Raw genomic sequence first — 17,883 nt, forward strand, 5'->3', positions numbered from 1 at the left:
GGACCATCGGATCGGACGGCAGCCGGGTCGGCGGCTCGAAACGGTAGATTCCGGCCCGGCTAGTCGATCATTGAAACGATATCGGCAAAGGTTATGGTCTGGAGCATGGACTTCCGACACCTTGGCCGTTCCGGTCTCCAGGTCAGTGAGATCTCGTACGGCAACTGGATCACCCACGGCTCGCAGATCGAGGAGGACGCCGCCCTGGCCTGCGTCCAAGCCGCACTGGACCACGGCATCACCACGTTCGACACCGCCGACGTCTACGCCGGCACCCGCGCCGAGGCCGTACTCGGTCGAGCCCTACAGGGGCAGCGCCGGGAGGGGCTGGAGATCTTCACCAAGGTCTACTGGCCGACCGGTCCCGGACCGAACGACCGGGGGCTCTCCCGCAAGCACATCATGGAGTCGATCAACGGCTCGCTGCGCCGGTTGCAGACCGACTACGTCGACCTGTACCAGGCCCACCGGTACGACTACACCACGCCGCTCGAAGAGACGATGGAGGCTTTCGCCGACGTCGTACGCTCCGGCAAGGCGCTCTACATCGGGGTGTCCGAGTGGCGCGCGGACGAGATCCGCGAGGCGTACGAACTGGCCCGCCAGTTGAAGATCCACCTGGTCTCCAACCAGCCGCAGTACTCGATGCTGTGGCGGGTGATCGAGGCCGAGGTCGTACCGGCCAGCGAGGAACTGGGGATCGGTCAGATCGTCTTCTCACCGATGGCGCAGGGCGTGCTGTCCGGCAAGTACCTGCCCGGCCAGCCGCCGCCGGCCGGCTCCCGGGCCACCGACGAGAAGTCCGGGGCGTCGTTCATCGCCCGGTTCATGACCGACGAGGTGCTGACCACCGTGCAGCGGCTCAAGCCGCTGGCCGACCAGGCCGGGCTGAGCATGCCCCAGCTCGCGGTCGCCTGGGTGCTCCAGAACCCGAACGTGTCGTCGGCGATCGTCGGCGCGACCCGCCCCGAGCAGGTCGCGGACAACGTCAAGGCGGCCGGGGTCAAGCTCGACGCCGACCTGCTCAAGGCGATCGACGAGATCGTCTCACCGATCACCGAGCGGGACCCGGCCAAGACGCAGAGCCCGGCCCGCCCGTAGTCGTACCGGCCCGGCACCCGCTCCTCGCGCGGGTGCCGGGCGGCCGTCACGTTTGGGCCAACCGCCGTCACGTTCGGGCGAACGGCCGTCACGTTTGGGCCAACCGCCGTCACGTTCGGGCGAACGGCCGTCACGTTCGGGCGAACGCCGTCACAGCCAGTCCTGCCAGAATCGGATCAGGTCGTAGCCGGCGGCGTAGAGCGGGCTGGGCAGGCCGAGCCAGTCGCCGACGGTGAACACGGCGGAGAAGAACCAGTTGCTGATCCGCGGGTTCCAGAGCAGCGCGAACAGCAGCAGGAAGCCGTACGGGGCCATCAGGTCGTAGCCGCGCCGCCACTGCGGTGACAGCCACGGATAGAGCATGTTGCCGCCGTCCAGGCCCGGCACCGGCAGCAGGTTGAGCACGCTCGCGGTGAGCTGGAGGAAACCGAGCAGCGCGACGCCGGCCCAGAACTCCGGGTGCGCGCCGATGTCCAGGGTGAACGCGAACGGCAGCACCAACACCAGGGCGAAGAGCACATTGGTCGCCGGCCCGGCGAGGCTGACCAGGGTGTGGCGCAGCCGACCGGGGATCTGGTGGTGGTCGACCCAGACCGCGCCGCCGGGTAGGCCGATGCCACCGAGCAGCACGATCACGACCGGGAAGACGATCGACAGCAGCGGGTGGCTGTACTTCAGCGGGTTGAGGGTGAGGTAGCCCCGGTGGGCCACTCCCCGGTCCCCGGCCCGGAACGCCACGATCGCGTGGGCGTACTCGTGCAGGCAGAGCGAGACCAGCCAGCCGCTGACGACAAACAGGAAGACGTCGAACCGTACGTTGCCGAACTTGTTCCAGCTCAGTACGCCGCTGGTCACGAAGAGCGCGACCAGGGCCAGGAAGATGGGGCTCGGCCGGAACGCTTCCCGTGGCACCCCGAGCACCAGCCGGTCGCGGCCCGAGTGTTCGAAGCCCATCAGGCTCACTCGGCGACCGGTTGCAGGCTCATCCGGTACTCGACCCGATCGTCCTCCAGCAGGATCACGGTGGCGACTCCGGCCGCTGAGAGCTCACGCCAGGCCTGGCCGATCCAGGACTCGGCGTCGGCTTGGCTGCCGAACGTCTCGTCCGGCCCGCTCACCGCCTGGCCGTCCGTGCCCTCGTACCGCCAGCTCCACGGCATCTCGCGTCTCCCCTCACCGATGTCCCCGACGGACCCCGCCAGCCTAGCCGTCCGACAGCACCCCTCGATCCCCCGCGCACCCCGACCCCCCACCCCACCCACCCCCACCCCCAAACCCCACCCCCCCACGCCCCCCACGCCCCACATCGCCCCGCGATCTAGGGCATATGGTGGTGATTGGAGATCATCAAGCACGTATTTGCCCTAGATCGCGAGCGTGGGGCGAGCGTGGGGCGGGCGTGAGGCGGGCGTGGGGAGGGGGTGGGGAGGGGGTGGGGAGGGGCACCTCGCGGGTCGATAGGTGGGTGGGCGATCTAAGGTACGAGCATGTCCGTAGAGGGTTGGAACACGGTTCTCGTGCTCGGCGGGATCCGCTCGGGCAAATCCGAGTTCGCCGAGTCGCTGGTGCGCGACACAAGCGCTGTCCGTTATGTCGCGACGGCACGCCGCGCGGAACCGGACGACCCGGAGTGGGCGGCCCGGATCGAGGCCCACCAACTGCGCCGGCCGGAAGGCTGGACGACCGAGGAGACGGCCGGCGACCCGTCCCGGCTGGCCGAGCTGATCGCCGGCTCGGGGCCGGACGACACGCTGCTCGTCGACGACCTCGGCGGCTGGGTGACCGTGCTGCTCGACCCGGTCCACCAGCCCGCCGACGACCGCGCGACGATCGCCGAACTCGTCGCCGCGATCCGCGACTGCACCGCCCGGCTGGTGCTGGTCAGCCCGGAGGTCGGACTCTCCCTGGTGCCGACGTCGACCCTCGGGCGGGCGTTCACCGACGCGCTCGGCACCACGAACCAGGCGGTCGCCGAGGTCTGTGACGGCGTGGTCCTGGTGGTGGCCGGGCAACCCGCCTGGCTCAAGCCCGGCCCGGCGCAACCGAACGTGGTCGTACCCAGCCAGGCCGGCCCGACCCGGACCGCGCCGGCCACCCCCGCCGCGGTGGAACAGCCGGTGGCCGAGCCGTACGTGGCGAGCAGGGTCGCCTCGCCGGACGTACTCACGCCGCACCTGCCGGAGCCGGAGCCGCCCGCACCGGTCGACGGCTCACCGTGGACCGCGCCGACCATGATGCTGCCGATGGTCGCCACCGGACTGGTCATCCAGACCGGCATGGACCTGCCGATGCCCGACGAGTACGCCGGCCCGCAGGCGATCGACCGGCTCGCCACGCTCGACCTGCCCGGTGCCGGGCTCGGCAACCTCGAACGGGTGGTCGGTTTCGCCGCCGGCACCCAGGGCACCGCGACCCCGCGCCCGTGGCGGGCGGTACGCGTACTGCTGCTGCACGGCGACCACGACGGCGGCGCCGCCGCCGGGACCGTACCCGGCGAGTCCGGTCGACGGGCCGACCAGGCGCGCGCCGGCCGGGGGCCGCTGGCCCGGCTGGCCGCCGAGGTCGGCGCGAGCCTCCAGGTGGTGGACGCGCCGACCGCCGCCCCGATCGAGGACGGGCCGGCGCTGACCGCCGAGGCCGTCGAGTCGGCCCTGCGTTACGGCTGGCGGCTGGCCGAGGAGGCGGTGGACGACGGGGTCGAGGTGATCGTGATCGCCGCCTGCGGCGCCGGCACCGAGGCCGCCACCGCGGCCGTACTGGCCGCCACCGCGGGTGCCGAGCCGGCGGCCGTGCTGGGTCGGGTGATCAGCCCCGGCGGCCAGGTGGACGACGCCGCCTGGATGATCCGCTGCGGAACCGTACGCGACGCACTGCACCGCAGCCGGCGCAGCCCTCGCGGACCAAAGGACATCCTGGCCGAACTCGGCGGGGGCGACATGGCGATCGCGGCCGGCATCCTGCTCGGCGCGACCGCCCGGCGTACCCCGGTGTTGCTCGACGGTCCGGTCGGGGTGGCGGCCGGGATGGTCACCCGCGATCTCGCCGGCCAGTCCCGGCACTGGTGCCTGCTGCCCGACCACGGTGGGCACCCGGCGGTCCGGCTCGCCGCCGACGTGCTCGGCCTGACCCCGCTGCTGGACCTGAAGCTCGACCTGGGCGAGGGGGCGACCGCGCTGGCCACCCTGCCGTTGCTGCGTACCGCGCTGACCCTGGCCGGGTCGGTGGGCGGGCACCCGTCGCTGGCGCCCGGCGGCTGGGCGGAGGCGGAGCAGGACGAGTCGCCGGCCGCCACCGAGCAGCCGGGGCGGGACGACCAGTGGGGTGCCGACCAATGGGGTGGCAACCCCGGGACGGGCGGGGACGAGCCCGCTCGGTACGGCACCGGCGACGGCGGCGAGTTCGACGAGCCGGAACCGGCGGGCCCCGGCCCGACCCGGCCCGACTGGTTCCCCTCCGGCACGCCGGAGGAACAATCCACACCGGCCGACGAGACCGATCCGGCCGACGGGACCGCAGACCGGTCCCCCCGACCCGACGGGCGAGGTGACGGGTACGACGGGCGAGGTGACGGGTACGACGGGCGAGGTGACGGGTACGACGGGCGAGGTGACGGGTACGACGGGCGAGGTGACGGGTACGACGCGCGGGCCGGTGACGGCGCCTCGCGTGGTGTCTGAGCACCGGATTCCGGCCGGCGCCCGGCTGGCGCTGACCACGTTCACCACCCTGCCGCTGCGTACGGGCAGGGTGGACCGGGAGTCGGCGGCGGTCGCGATGGCGCTCGCCCCCGCCACCGGTGTGCTGCTCGGTGCGGTGCTCGCCGCGATCCTGCTCGGCGCGACCGGTGCCGGTGCCCCGGTCCTGGTCGCGGGTGCGGTGACCGTCGCCGCCGGTGCGCTGTTCACCCGGGGACTGCACCTGGACGGGCTCGCCGACACGGTCGACGCGCTCGGCTCGTACCGGTCGGGGCCGGCGGCGCTGGAGATCATGAAGAAGCCCGACGTGGGGCCGTTCGGGGTGGCGGCGCTCGTACTCGTACTCCTGATCCAGGTCGGCGCGCTCGCGGCGCTGCCGGACCGCGACTGGCCGGCGCTGCTGACGGCCGTGGTCACCGCGAGCGCGGCCGGGCGGCTGGCGGTGAGCTGGGCCTGCCGGCGCGGTGTGCCGGCGGCCCGGCCGGACGGGCTGGGCGCGCTGGTCGCCGGGACCGTCGGGTGGGTGCCGCTGGTGGTGGCCACGGCCGCCGTCGCGGGCGTGGCGGTGGCGGCCGTGCCGGGCCGCCCGTGGCAGGGACCGGTCGTGGTCGGCCTCGCCCTGGTCGCCGGGCTGGTGCTGCTGCGACACACGGTACGGCGGTTCGGCGGGATCACCGGGGACGTGCTCGGTGCCCAGGTCGAGGTGGTCACCACGCTCGTCTACCTCGGTCTGGTGCTGACCGGCTGATCCGGCCGGTCATCTTCGGTAGCGTTCGCGAAAGAGAATCACTACTTCCGTCGAGCGGGGCCCGTCATGATCATCACGGACGATTTCCTGCCCTTGCCGGTGCCGGAGTCGCTCACCGCGACCTACCTGGTGCCGGTCTCGACCCCGCCCGAGCTGACCCCGGCGCAGGCCATGGCGGCGCTCGGCGACCGGGTCACCGAACTGGTCCACGACCTCACCCGGCAGATGCTGGACAGCCCGCTGATGACGGTCGACCTGCGGCCGGTGTCGGAGTTCCCGCAGCTGCCGCCGGACCTGCTCACCGCGTTCGGCGCCTCCGACGAACAACTCACCCGGCTGGCCGACGCGAACAGCCTGGTGGTGGTCCAGGCGAGCTACCGGCCGGGCTGGCCGCCGGCACACGAGTGGGCAGCGCGGGCGGTCGGCGCGGCGATGGCCGACGCGGTCGGCGGCGACCTGGTCGACGTGTTCGGGTTGCAGTTCCTCGACCCGGCCACCGCCCTGCGGTCACTGCCGGACGCCGAGGGGCGGGTCCGGCTGGTCGACTGGGTGCTGGTGCCGTACTCGACCGCCGAGGGCGGGCTCTGGTTCACCACCAAGGGGCTGCGCCGGTTCGGCCTGCTCGAACTCCAGGCCCAGGAGGTGCCGGGACACCTGACCCGGGGCTGGGGCGCGGTGATGACCGGGGTGGCCCGCCGACTGCTGCGTACCTGGACCGACGGGCTGTCCGGGGTCGAGGTGCCGGCGTTCGTGCAACTGCCGGTGGTCACCACGGTCACCGACCACGACATCGCGGTCGCGTACGGCTATCCGCGTCAGTCCGACGCCGCCGGCCCGGCCGCCCTGCGGCTGGAACTCGACCCGGCCACCGACCCCGAGGCCGACTCGTTCCTGACCCTGCTGCCGCCGATCGGCCACCCGGGCACCGCCAGCCGCTACTTCGCCGGGGTCTGCACCACCCTGTTCGGCGCCCCGCGCTCCGACCTGCGCTACGACCGCAGCGACGACGCGATGGCGCGGGCCGTCGCCACCGCCCGCGCCGGCCTGTCCGGCGTCCGGGAGCGGTACGTCGGCGGCCTGCTGGCCGGGGACCTGCAACTGCTGATCAAGTACGGCCTGGTCACCGCCGAGGGCCCCGAGTACGTCTGGGCCGGCGTGGACTCCTGGCACCGGCCGGAGCAGATTTACGGCACCAGTGCCTGTGACGCGGTCGCCGACCCGGCGGTACGGATCGGCGCCCCGGTCGTGATAGCGATCGCCGACGTAGTCGACTGGGCGCTACTGGACCGGGGCACGGTGGTCGAGGGCGGCTGGACGCAGGCCGTACTCGACTCCGGCCGACGCAGCTGAGCGGGTAGGGACGGACGTCGGCGCGGCGGAGCCGGACCGACGGCGGCGACCGGACGGGTCAGCGGACCGACGGTTGCACGAACGGGGGGCGGACCACCCTCATCACCGAGCGGCGACCGCGTACGTCGACCTGCACGGTCGCGCCCTCGGTCAGCCCGGCGGCGGTGTCCAGCAGGGCGAGCCCGATGCCGGTCTTGTTGGTCGGCGAGAAGGTACCGCTGGTGACCGTGCCGACGCCGGTGTCGCCGTCGAGGACCCGCATCCCCGGGCGCGGGATGCCCCGGTCCTGCGCGGCCAGTCCCCAGAGCAGCCGGCTCGGGCCGGCCGCCTTCTCGGCGAGCAGTGCCTCCCGCCCCCAGAACGCCGGCTTGTTCCAACCGACCGCCCAGCCGGACCGGGCCTGCACCGGAGTGATCTCCAAGGAGAGGTCCTGCCCGTGCAGCGGGTAGCCCATCTCCGTACGCAGCGTGTCCCGTGCGGCCAGGCCGCAGGCCCGCAGCCCGTACGGTTCACCGGCGGCGAAGAGCGCGTCCCAGACCGCGGTCGCCCCGGCGGCCGGTACGACCAGCTCGTACCCCTGCTCGCCGGTGTAACCGGTCCGGCAGACCACCAGTTCGACCGGCTCACCATCGCCAACGGCGAGCGGGGCGGTGGAGAAGCTCATGTAGTCGTGCGCGGTCGGCAGGCCGAGTGCGGTGAGCAGGTCGGCCGAGCGCGGCCCCTGCACCGCCAGGACCGCGTACGCCCGGTGTTCGTCGGTGACGGTGACGCCGGCCGGCGCGGCGGCCCGCAGCCGGCGCACCACCTCGGCGGTGTTGGCCGCGTTCGGGATGAGGAAGACGTGCTCGTCGCCGTGCAGGTAGGCGATGATGTCGTCGACCACGCCACCGGTGGCCTCGTCGCAGCAGAGCGTGTACTGGGCCCGGCCGGGGCCGATCCGGCCCAGGTCGTTGCTCAGGCAGGAGTTGACGAAGTCGGCCGCGCCGGGGCCGGTCACCCGAGCTTTGCCCAGGTGGGAGACGTCGAACACGCCGACCGCCGCACGGACCGCGGTGTGTTCCCTGAGCACCCCGCCGCCGGCATACTCCAGCGGCATGGACCAGCCGCCGAAGGCGGCGAACTTGGCGCCCAGCGCGGCGTGCCGCTCGTGCAGGGGCGAGCGGAGCAGCGCGTCGGCGGCGGGCGTGGTCGGGTCGGTCATGGTTGGCAACTTACCGGGGGTCGCCCTCCTGGCTCACCCGGGCTCGACCTGGTGATTAACATCGACGGAATCCCTTCGGCGACAGTCGCTGGGACAGCCGCCCTCTCCGACGGGTAGGTTCGCCGGAGACCTTCGTCGCCGGACCGCGCACAACGCGGCCGGCCAAGCCCGTCCGGAGACGCCGAGTGACATCGCCCAGCACCACCCTCAGCCTGGTCGACACCGACCCCGCGGAGCTTGCCGTCGACGCTCTCGTGATCGGCGTGCACAGCCAGACCGGGTCCGCGGACACCGGAGGTGAGGGGCCCGGCGGGTACGCCGGCACGCTGCTGCTGGCGACCGGGGCGGAGAGCATCGCCGCCGCCTTCGACGGACGGCTGACCGAGACCCTGGCCCTGCTCGGCGCGACCGGCGCCCAGGGCGAGGTGATCAAGCTCGCCACCCTCGGTACGGTCACCGCCCCGCTGGTCGTGGCCGTCGGCCTGGGTGCCGAACCGACCGGTGCCGCCCCGGCACCGGAGACGCTGCGTCGGGCCGCCGGGTCCGCGATCCGGGCCCTGGCCGGCGCCGACCGGGTGGCGCTCAGCCTGCCGGTGCCGGACGACGAGGACGCCCCGGCCGCATTGCGCGCGGTGGCCGAGGGTGCGCTGATCGGCGGCTACCGGTTCGCCGGCTACAAGACCCGCCCGCAGCCGACCCGCCGTACGCCGGTGGTGGAGATCTCGGTGCACGTGCCGGACGCCGCCGACGCGGCCGCCCGCGCCGAGATCGCCCGCGCGACCGTGGTCGCCTCGGCGGTCGCCCGGACCCGCGACTGGGTCAACACCGCCCCGAACGAGTTGCGCCCGCCGTCGTTCGCCGACTCGGTGGTGGCCGCCGCCGAGGCGGCCGGACTGACCGTCGAGGTGCTGGACGAGAAGGCGCTGGCGGCCGGCGGCTACGGCGGCATCGTCGCGGTCGGGCAGGGCTCGGACGCGCCGCCCCGGCTGGTGAAGCTGAGCTACCAGCCGCCGGCCGGGAACGGGAAGCGGATCGCGCTGGTCGGCAAGGGCATCACCTTCGACACCGGCGGCGTCTCGATCAAGCCGGCGCAGGGCATGTGGGAGATGAAGTCCGACATGGCCGGCGCGGCGGCGGTCGCCGCGACCATGCTCGCCATCGCTGAGCTGAAGCCGGCCGTGTCGGTGCAGGCGTACCTGCCGATGGCGGAGAACATGCCGTCGGCGACCGCCTACCGCCCCGGTGACGTGGTCACCATGTTCAACGGCAAGCGGGTCGAGGTGCTCAACACCGACGCCGAGGGCCGGATGATCCTGGGCGACGCGATCGCCCGAGCCTGCGCGGACGGCTGCGACTACCTGCTGGAGACCTCCACCCTGACCGGCGGCCAGGTGGTCGCGCTGGGCAAGCGGGTCGCCGGGGTGATGGGTACGCCGGAGCTCTGCGACCGGGTACGCACCGCCGGTAACGCGGTCGGCGAGCCGGCCTGGCCGATGCCGATGCCGGAGGACGTACGCACCGGCATGGATTCCGACGTCGCCGACATCTCCCAGGTCAACGCGGGCATGGACCGGGCGGGGCACATGCTCCAGGGTGGTGTCTTCCTGCGCGAGTTCGTCACCGACGGGGTCGACTGGGCGCACATCGACATCGCCGGGCCGAGTTACCACTCGGGCGAGCCGACCGGTTACTGGACCAAGGGCGGGACGGCGGTGCCGGTCCGGACCCTGCTGCACCTGGTCGAGGAGATCGCCGCCGACAACTGAGCCACCGGCGTCAACCGACCCCCGACCACGCTGGTCGGGGGTCGATCCGCTTGGTGCTCAGGCACCCGCACCCCGCTTGCGGCGTTCGTTGAAGTCACGCATCCGCTGCGGGTAGCCGACCAGCCGGACGTCGTAGATCGGGATCGCCATCTTGTGCGCGAACCGCCGGGCGCCCTCGGGGCTGTCGATCCGGCGCCGGGTCCACTCCCCGTCGTACGCGATCAACATCACTGTCGTCTCGGTCACCGTCGTACGCGGCTCGATAAACGCCTCGACGCCCCGCCTCGACCTGACGAACTGCTCCAGGTGCTCCAGATCCCCGCGATTCGCCACACGGTCACCTGCCGCGCTACTGCCCTGTTTGCGGCGCCGAAACCAGGCCACCCGCTCGTCTCCTCCCGCCCGCCCGTGCCGGCCGTGCCCGGCGATTGGGCAAAGCGTACGTGGAACGGACGTGTCCTTGGGCACCTCAGTTACGCGGCGCGGGACTGCAAGTGACAAGATGGCCCAGGTAGAAGGTATCCGGCCGGAATGCAACGGCCGGTGAGGACGAAATGCCCGTTTCCATTGGCATGGCCCTCGTGGCAGCGACGCGACCTGGGAGTTAACTGTGAGCGAGCCGAACGGCGAAACCTTCGATGTCGTCATTCTCGGCGGTGGCAGCGGGGGGTACGCGGCGGCGCTGCGCGCCGCGCAGCTGGACCTGTCGGTCGCGCTGATCGAAAAGGGCAAGCTCGGTGGGACCTGCCTGCACAACGGCTGCATCCCGACGAAGGCGCTGCTGCACGCTGCGGAGATCGCCGACCAGACCCGTGAGTCCGAGCAGTTCGGCATCAAGGCCGAGCTGATCGGGATCGACATGTCCGGGGTGAACTCCTACAAGGACGGGGTCATCTCCCGCCTCTACAAGGGCCTCCAGGGCCTGATCAAGAGCGCGAAGATCACCGTCGTGGAGGGGCACGGCAAGCTGGTCGGCCCGGACACCGTCGAGGTCGACGGCCGCCGCTACACCGGCCGCAACATCATCCTGGCCAGCGGCTCGTACGCCCGCAGCCTGCCCGGCCTGGAGATCGACGGCGAGCGGGTGATCACCAGCGACCACGCCCTCGTGCTCGACCGGGTCCCCGCCTCGGCGATCGTGCTGGGCGGCGGCGTGATCGGCGTCGAGTTCGCCAGCGTGTGGCGCTCGTTCGGGGTGGACGTGACGATCATCGAGGCGCTGCCCCGACTGGTCGCCGCCGAGGACGAGGAGTCCTCGAAGGCCCTGGAGCGCGCCTTCCGCAAGCGTGGCATCAACTTCAAGACCGGCAAGCGGTTCGAGAAGGTCGAGCGGACCGAGACCGGGGTCAAGGCGACCATCGAGGGCGGCGAGACCTTCGAGGCCGAGCTGCTGCTGGTCGCCGTCGGCCGGGGCCCGACCACCGCCAACCTCGGTTACGAGGAGCAGGGCGTCAAGGTCGACCGGGGCTTCGTACTGACCGACGAGCGGCTGCGTACGGGCGTGGCGAACATCTTCGCCGTGGGTGACATCGTGCCCGGTCTGCAACTCGCCCACCGGGGTTTCCAGCAGGGCATCTTCGTCGCGGAGGAGATCGCCGGGCTGAACCCCGCCGTGATCGACGAGAACGGCATCCCGAGGGTCACCTACTCCGACCCCGAGCTTGCCTCCGTCGGGCTCACCGAGGCGAAGGCCAAGGAGAAGTACGGCGCCGACAAGGTGTCGACGTACAACTACAACCTCGGCGGCAACGGCAAGAGCCAGATCCTCAAGACGGCCGGCTTCGTCAAGCTGGTCCGGGTCTCCGACGGTCCGGTGGTCGGCATCCACATGGTCGGCGCCCGGGTCGGCGAACTGGTCGGCGAGGCTCAGTTGATCTTCAACTGGGAGGCCTACCCGGCCGAGGTGGCGCAGCTCGTACACGCCCACCCGACCCAGACCGAGGCCCTCGGCGAGGCGTTCCTCGCCCTGGCCGGCAAGCCGTTGCACGCGCACGCCTGACAGCACAGTTCTTCCGCGACACCCGGCGGCAACCGGGTGACCATCGCAAGGCCACGAAGGAGTCTTGAGAGATGCCGGTATCGGTCACCATGCCCCGGCTCGGCGAGAGCGTCACCGAGGGCACCGTCACGCGCTGGCTGAAGCAGGAGGGCGACCGGGTCGAGGTCGACGAGCCGCTGCTCGAAGTGTCGACCGACAAGGTCGACACCGAGATCCCCTCCCCGGCGGCCGGCGTGTTGACCCGGATCGTGGTGAGCGAGGACGAGACCGCCGAGGTCGGTAGCGAACTCGCCGTCATCTCCGGTGAGGGCGAGTCGGCCGGCGACAGCGGCCCGACCACCCAGGCCGCCCCGCCCGCGCAGCAGGCACCCGCCGAGGAGGAGGAGCCGGCCGCGCAGCAGCAGGCGGCCGCTCCGGCACCGGAACCGGCCGCGGCGGAGCCCGCACCGGCACCGACCGCCCCGGCTACCGGCGGCGGCACCGTACTCAAGATGCCCGCCCTCGGCGAGAGCGTCACCGAGGGCACCGTCACCCGCTGGCTGAAGGCGGTCGGCGACACCGTCGAGGCCGACGAGCCGCTGCTTGAGGTCTCCACCGACAAGGTCGACACCGAGATCCCCTCCCCCGCGGCGGGCACGCTGCTGGAGATCAAGGTCGCCGAGGACGAGACCGCCCCGGTCGGCGCCGACCTCGCCGTGATCGGTACGGCCGGTGCGGCACCCGCAGCGACCCCGGAGCCCGAGCCGACCCCGGAGCCCGCCAAGGCCGAACCGGCCCCGGCGGCCGAGCCCGAGCCGGTCTCCGGTGCGTCGTACGCCGCGCCGGCGGCCGAGACCGAGCAGTCCACCAAGCCGGTGCAGACCGAGCGGGCGGCCCAGCCGGCCCCGGCGCAGCAGGCCCCGGCGGCGACCCCGCCGACCAACGGCGAGGACGTGGCGAGCTACGTCACCCCGCTGGTCCGTCGCCTCGCCACCGACCAGGGCGTCGACCTGTCGACGATCACCGGCACCGGTGTCGGCGGCAGGATCCGCAAGCAGGACGTGCTGGAGGCGGCGGAGAAGGCCCGTGCCGCAGCGGCCCGTCCGGCACCGGCCGCTGCCGCTCCGGCAGCCGCGAAGCCGGCCCCGGCGAAGGCCGAGCCGAGCCCGCTGCGCGGCCGGACCGAGAAGCTCACCCGGACCCGGATCACCATCGCCCGGCGGATGTTCGAGTCGCTGCAAAGTTCGGCGCAGCTCACCACCGTGGTCGAGGTGGACGTCACCAAGATCGCCCGGTTGCGCCAGCAGGCCAAGAACGACTTCGTGGCCAAGCACGGCGTCAAGCTCTCCTTCCTGCCCTTCTTCGCGCTCGCCGCGGTGGAGGCGCTGAAGACGTACCCGGTGGTGAACGCGTCGATCGACCTGGACGCGGGCACCATCACGTACCCGGCGAGCGAGAACCTGGGCATCGCGGTCGACACCGAAAAGGGCCTGCTCGTACCGGTGATCAAGGACGCCGGTGACCTCAACCTCGCCGGCCTGGCCCGGCGGATCGCGGACGTCGCCGAGCGGACCCGGGGCAACAAGATCGGCCCGGACGAACTCTCGGGCGGCACCTTCACGGTGACCAACACCGGCAGCCGGGGGGCCCTGTTCGACACCCCGATCGTGCCGGCACCGCAGGCGGCCATCCTGGGCACCGGTGCGGTGGTCAAGCGGGCGGTCGTGCTGAACGACCCGGAGCTGGGCGAGGTGATCGCGCCCCGGTCGATGGTCTACCTGGCGCTCTCCTACGACCACCGACTGGTCGACGGCGCCGACGCCGCCCGCTTCCTCAGCGCGGTGAAGGAGCGGCTGGAGGCCGGCAACTTCGAGGCCGAACTGGCCTGACCCGGCCGCACACGACACGGTCCCCGACCCCTCTGTGGCACCCGCCGGGAGCACGGAGCCGCACCGTCGAGCCGGCGGGTGTCCGGGTTTCCGGGGGCTGCCCGCCGTACCGGCATCGGGGGCTCTGCCAGGATGGACGCATGCGGATCCTTGCCGCCGGCGCGTCCGGCTTCCTCGGCAGTCGGCTGATCGAACGACTCCGGGCCGGCGGCCACGAGGTGGTCCAACTCGTACGCCATCCGGCCCGCAACCCCGGCCAGGTCCACTGGCATCCGGCCGCCGGACAGCTCGACCCGACGGCGGTCGCCGGCACCGACGCGGTGGTGAACCTGGCCGGCGCCGGAGTCGGCGACCAGCGCTGGACCGAGCGCTACCGCGAACTGCTGCGGACCAGCCGGGTAGACACCACCCGCACGCTGGCCGAGACGATCGCCGCCCTACCCTCGGCCGACCGGCCGGCGGTGCTGCTGAACGCCTCCGCCATCGGCTGGTACGGCGACACCGGCGACCGGCCGGTCTCCGAGGACGCGCCGGCCGGTGACGGCTTCCTCGCCAACATGTGCCGGGTCTGGGAGGCGGCGACCGGTCCGGCGGAGAACGCCGGCGTACGCGTGGTCCGGCTGCGTACCGGCTATGCGCTGCACCGGGAGGCCGGTTTCCTCAAGCCGCAACTGCTGCCGTTCCGGCTCGGCATCGGCGGCCCGCTGGCCGGTGGCCGGCAGTGGATGCCGTGGATCTCACTGGCCGACTGGCTGGCCGCGGTGGAGTTCCTGTTGGGCCGCGAGGACATTGCCGGACCGGTCAACGTGGTGGGTCCGGCCCCGGTCACCAACACCGAGTTCACCCGCGAGCTCGGCGCCGCGCTGCACCGCCCGGCGGTCATGCCGGTTCCCGGCTTCGCCCTGAAGATCCTGCTGGGCGGGCTCGCGACCGAGGCGCTGAGCAGCGCCCGGGTGCTGCCCGGGGTGCTGCCCCGGGCCGGGTTCACGTACCGGCATCCGGATCTGGCGTCCGCGCTGCGGGCCGCGCTGCACGACGACTGACCCGCCACCGGCTCGGGTTCCGGTAACGGGTCGGTCGTCGGTGTGCCGGGTTCAGCAGCCGATCACCCAGTAGTTCGGGCCGGTCTGCTTCAGCGCCGAGGTGTAGAAGGTGTTGTAGAGGCCCATCCGCTGGGCCGAGCCGTTCGCGTACGCGTACCCGCCGGACTGGTAGGCGCGGCCGGCCTGCACGTGCGCGTAGTTGGTGGCGGTGACGCAGACCGGGGGCGTGGTGCCACCGGTGGTGGTCGCGGAGACCGGGGCGGAACGGGCGCTCTCGGTGCCGGCGGAGTTCACCGCGCTGACCGCGTACGAGTAGGTTGTCCCGGCGGTGAGGCCGGAGTCGGTGTAGCCGGTGCCGCCCAGCGCGGTCGTGGTGACCCGGCTGCCGTTGCGGTAGACGTGGTAGCCGCTCGCCCCGCTCGCCGCGCCCCAGCTCAGCGAGGCCGCGCTGGCCGTGGTGCCGGTGACGGCGAGGCCGGCGGGGGTGGCCGGCGCGCCCGGCTCACCGGGGTTGCCCGGACCGGAGGAGCCGCCGTCGAGGCCGAAGAAGAGCGCGTCCCGGTACGCCGAGCAGATCGTGTCCAGGAAGTACGCGGCGGCGGTGCCGCACTGGTCGGCTCCGGTGCCCGGGTCGACCGGGGTGCCGTGGCCCATGTTCGCGACCTGGTAGAGCCGGACGGCGTCGTTGCCGTACACCTCCATCGTGGTGCCGGCCGGCAGTGACGAGGTGCTGGTCGGGGTCTGCGAGACGCCGGCCACGTTGGTGAACTGGTCGCGTAGTTCGGTGCCGTTGGCCGGTACGACGACCGCGTCGGAGCGACCGTGCCAGATCGACACCCGGGGGCGGGGGCCGGTGTAGCCGGAGTAGCCGGCGCGGACCAGGTCGCCCCACTGCTGCGGGGTCTTGCTGACCGGGCCGTACATGCAGGTGTACGCGTTGACCTGCGAGGTGGCGCAGCGGTACGGCAGCCCGGCGGCGATCGAGCCGGCGGCGAACACGTCGGGGTAGGTGGCGAGCATCGCCGCGCTCATCGCGCCGCCGGCGGACAGGCCGGTGACGAAGACGCGGGCCGGGTTGGTGCCGTAGTTGGCCACCGAGTAGTCGATCATCTGCTTGATCGAGGCCGGCTCGCCCTGGCCCCGCGCGGTGTCGCCGGTGAGGAACCAGTTGAAGCAGGCGTTGGCGGCGTTGGCGGCGCTGGTCTGCGGGAAGACGACGGCGAACTTCCACTGGTCGGCGAACTTCTTCCAACCGGAGTTGGTGTAGTAGCCGTTCGCGTCCTGGGTGCAGCCGTGCAGCGCCACCACCAGGGGCGCGTTCGACGGCAGACCGTCCGGGCGGTAGGCGTACATGGTGAGGTTGCCGGGGTTGTTGCCGAAGCCGGTGACCTGGGTGAGGCTGGCGGCCTGGGCGGGTGCGGCTGCGGTGAGGACCGCCGCGGCGACGAGCACGGGTACGGCTGCGGCGCGGACGATCCGGGTGAGTAGCGCTGTTGGGCGGCGGCGCACGGGCGGTCTCCTGACGATGAATTGTGAACTGAGTCACCCCCGAGTTGCCGAGACGTTACGTCCGCATGACGGCGCCATGACATGGTTGGCAGTCACATATTCACCTATGCCGGCATGTGCCCCTCCCGCCGCCCATCGACCGGAAGGGCCCCCGGCAGCACCGGCCGGGAGCCCTTCCGTCCATCGTCAGCAGTCGCGCAGTTCCGGCGACTGGTTGCGTACCTGGGCCAGCGGCGAGATGAACCGCCGGTAGGTGTCGCCGCCGACCGCGCCGAGCTTGAACGCGGCCACCCGGTGGCAGTTCTGGAACGCGAGCTTCACTCCGAAGTGGCGCTCCAGCCCACCCCGGATGGCGTCGCTGGCCAGGGCGCGCAGCAGTTGACCGCGCTCGGCCTCGCTCGGCGGCGGCACCGCGTGGTCGGCGAACTCGACCGTCGGGTCCGCCGACCGGGCGGCCACATCCGAGACCACGGTCCAGGCGTACGGCAGCGAGGTACGGACACAGTCGACGAACTCGGCGTCGTCGACCTGACCGGCCTCGGCCCGCTCCAACAGCGCGGCGGAAACGTCAAGGGACATGCTTGCTCCTTCTGTAACGGGGTTTTGGTTGTCGGTGCAGAACCGTCATCCGGCCCGACCGGCGAGGTCCACCGCCGTCGGGCCGAGTACGAAGTCCGGGTCGACCTGGCCGGCGAGGTCCTCGCCGACCCGGTCGTTTGCCCAGGCGGTCGCGTTGCGCAGGTGGAATTCGACCGCCTGCCGGGTGTAGGTGGACCAGTCCTTGTCGCCCGTGTCGACCGTGGCCCGCATCAGGTCGAGCGCGTCGCGGTTGGTCGACTCCAGGGCGGTGATCGGCATCGGGGTGCCCCGCTCGGCGGCCTTGACGTAGCCGGACCGGCCGATCCAGGTGAGCAGGTCGGCGCCGACGTGTTCGCGGAGGAACTCCACGTCGGAGGAGTCGTCCACCTTGTTGCCGACCACGTGCACCCGTACGCCGTACTCGCGGGCGTAGCCGACGTACTGGCGGTAGACGCCGATGCTGCGCAGGGTCGGCTCGCAGACCAGGAACGTGGTGTCGAAGCGGGTGAACAGGCCGGAGGCGAACGAGTCGGCGCCGGCGGTCATGTCCACCACGACGTACTCGCCGGGGCCGTCGACCAGGTGGTTGAGCAGCAGTTCCACCGCGCCGACCTTCGAGTGGTAGCAGGCGACGCCGAGGTCCTCGGTGGTGAACGGGCCGGTCACCGCGAGCCGGATGCCGCCGACCTCGCGGATCAGGGTGTCGTACAGCGGGTTGGCCCCGGTGACCGGGAGCAGTCGCGAGCCCCGGCCGGGCGGGGTGGTCTTGACCATCGCCGCCGCCGACGTGATGCGCGGATTCTCGCCGCGCAGGTACTCCTTGATCTCGCCGAGGTGGTCGCCGAGCGCCGGCAGGGTGAGCGCCTCGTGTTCGCTCGCACCGAGGGCGGCGGCCAGGTGCTGGTTGATGTCGGCGTCGACGGCCAGCAGTGACGTGGTCGTGTCGGCGAGGTGGCGGGCGAACAACGCGGCCAGCGTGGTCTTGCCGCTGCCACCCTTGCCGACAAAAGAAATCTTCACGGTA

Annotated in this window: 14 protein-coding genes and 1 pseudogene; 8 read left to right on the top strand and 7 right to left on the bottom strand. The window is 72.3% G+C overall.

From position 1 onward, the window contains the following. Positions 1–105: 105 nt before the first annotated feature. Positions 106–1,101, top strand: a complete 996-nt coding sequence (locus OG792_RS24600) for an aldo/keto reductase family protein (protein ID WP_329102690.1) — start codon at positions 106–108, stop codon at positions 1,099–1,101. Positions 1,102–1,251: 150 nt separating this feature from the next. Here OG792_RS24600 and OG792_RS24605 read toward each other — a convergent pair whose 3' ends face one another. Both OG792_RS24605 and OG792_RS24610 read right to left on the bottom strand, forming a co-directional pair. After that, positions 1,252–2,055 carry a site-2 protease family protein gene (locus OG792_RS24605; RefSeq protein WP_329102692.1) on the bottom strand — a complete coding sequence of 268 codons (804 nt, stop codon included), beginning with the start codon at positions 2,053–2,055 and terminating at the stop codon, positions 1,252–1,254. A 5-nt stretch (positions 2,056–2,060) separates the two neighbouring features. Beyond that, complete coding sequence (locus OG792_RS24610) at positions 2,061–2,261, bottom strand: hypothetical protein (protein WP_329102696.1); 201 nt, start codon at positions 2,259–2,261, stop codon at positions 2,061–2,063. A gap of 327 nt (positions 2,262–2,588) precedes the next feature. Here OG792_RS24610 and OG792_RS24615 point away from each other — a divergent pair. From OG792_RS24615 to OG792_RS24625, 3 genes and pseudogenes are all read left to right on the top strand, one after another. After that, a pseudogene (locus OG792_RS24615) lies at positions 2,589–4,535 on the top strand (bifunctional adenosylcobinamide kinase/adenosylcobinamide-phosphate guanylyltransferase); the annotation flags it as partial. A gap of 232 nt (positions 4,536–4,767) precedes the next feature. Beyond that, positions 4,768–5,544, top strand: a complete 777-nt coding sequence (locus OG792_RS24620; RefSeq protein WP_329102700.1) for an adenosylcobinamide-GDP ribazoletransferase — start codon at positions 4,768–4,770, stop codon at positions 5,542–5,544. A 66-nt stretch (positions 5,545–5,610) separates the two neighbouring features. Further along, complete coding sequence (locus tag OG792_RS24625) at positions 5,611–6,894, top strand: DUF2314 domain-containing protein (protein ID WP_329102703.1); 1,284 nt, start codon at positions 5,611–5,613, stop codon at positions 6,892–6,894. Between the two features lie 58 nt (positions 6,895–6,952). Here the strand turns inward: OG792_RS24625 and gcvT are convergent, their stop codons facing one another. Continuing rightward, positions 6,953–8,095, bottom strand: a complete 1,143-nt coding sequence (gene gcvT / locus OG792_RS24630; RefSeq protein WP_329102705.1) for a glycine cleavage system aminomethyltransferase GcvT — start codon at positions 8,093–8,095, stop codon at positions 6,953–6,955. A gap of 185 nt (positions 8,096–8,280) precedes the next feature. Between gcvT and OG792_RS24635 the strand changes: the two genes are divergently transcribed. Continuing rightward, positions 8,281–9,861 (top strand): leucyl aminopeptidase, encoded by a 1,581-nt coding sequence (locus OG792_RS24635; RefSeq protein ID WP_329102707.1) that lies wholly within the window; start codon positions 8,281–8,283, stop codon positions 9,859–9,861. A 57-nt stretch (positions 9,862–9,918) separates the two neighbouring features. Here OG792_RS24635 and OG792_RS24640 read toward each other — a convergent pair whose 3' ends face one another. Then, positions 9,919–10,245, bottom strand: a complete 327-nt coding sequence (locus OG792_RS24640) for a hypothetical protein (RefSeq protein ID WP_329102710.1) — start codon at positions 10,243–10,245, stop codon at positions 9,919–9,921. A 226-nt stretch (positions 10,246–10,471) separates the two neighbouring features. On the opposite strand from OG792_RS24640, the gene lpdA reads away from it, so the two are divergent. From lpdA to OG792_RS24655, 3 genes are all read left to right on the top strand, one after another. Next, positions 10,472–11,860 (top strand): dihydrolipoyl dehydrogenase, encoded by a 1,389-nt coding sequence (gene lpdA / locus OG792_RS24645; RefSeq protein ID WP_329102712.1) that lies wholly within the window; start codon positions 10,472–10,474, stop codon positions 11,858–11,860. A 71-nt stretch (positions 11,861–11,931) separates the two neighbouring features. Further along, the gene (sucB, locus tag OG792_RS24650) at positions 11,932–13,728 is read left to right on the top strand and encodes a 2-oxoglutarate dehydrogenase, E2 component, dihydrolipoamide succinyltransferase (RefSeq protein WP_329102714.1); all 1,797 of its coding nucleotides are present in this window, start codon (positions 11,932–11,934) and stop codon (positions 13,726–13,728) included. A 140-nt stretch (positions 13,729–13,868) separates the two neighbouring features. Beyond that, the gene (locus OG792_RS24655; RefSeq protein WP_329102717.1) at positions 13,869–14,771 is read left to right on the top strand and encodes a TIGR01777 family oxidoreductase; all 903 of its coding nucleotides are present in this window, start codon (positions 13,869–13,871) and stop codon (positions 14,769–14,771) included. 51 nt (positions 14,772–14,822) lie between these two features. On the opposite strand, the gene OG792_RS24660 is transcribed toward OG792_RS24655, so the two are convergent. From OG792_RS24660 to OG792_RS24670, 3 genes are all read right to left on the bottom strand, one after another. After that, positions 14,823–16,280, bottom strand: a complete 1,458-nt coding sequence (locus OG792_RS24660) for an extracellular catalytic domain type 1 short-chain-length polyhydroxyalkanoate depolymerase (RefSeq protein WP_329102718.1) — start codon at positions 16,278–16,280, stop codon at positions 14,823–14,825. A gap of 186 nt (positions 16,281–16,466) precedes the next feature. Continuing rightward, entirely contained in the window at positions 16,467–16,859 is a 393-nt protein-coding gene (locus tag OG792_RS24665; RefSeq protein ID WP_329102721.1) for an SCO5389 family protein, read from the bottom strand. A 45-nt stretch (positions 16,860–16,904) separates the two neighbouring features. Next, positions 16,905–17,879 carry an ATP-binding protein gene (locus tag OG792_RS24670; RefSeq protein ID WP_329102723.1) on the bottom strand — a complete coding sequence of 325 codons (975 nt, stop codon included), beginning with the start codon at positions 17,877–17,879 and terminating at the stop codon, positions 16,905–16,907. Between the last annotated feature and the right edge of the window lie 4 nt (positions 17,880–17,883).

The organism is Micromonospora sp. NBC_01699, assembly GCF_036250065.1.
In the GTDB taxonomy this organism is placed as follows: Bacteria; Actinomycetota; Actinomycetes; order Mycobacteriales; family Micromonosporaceae; genus Micromonospora_G.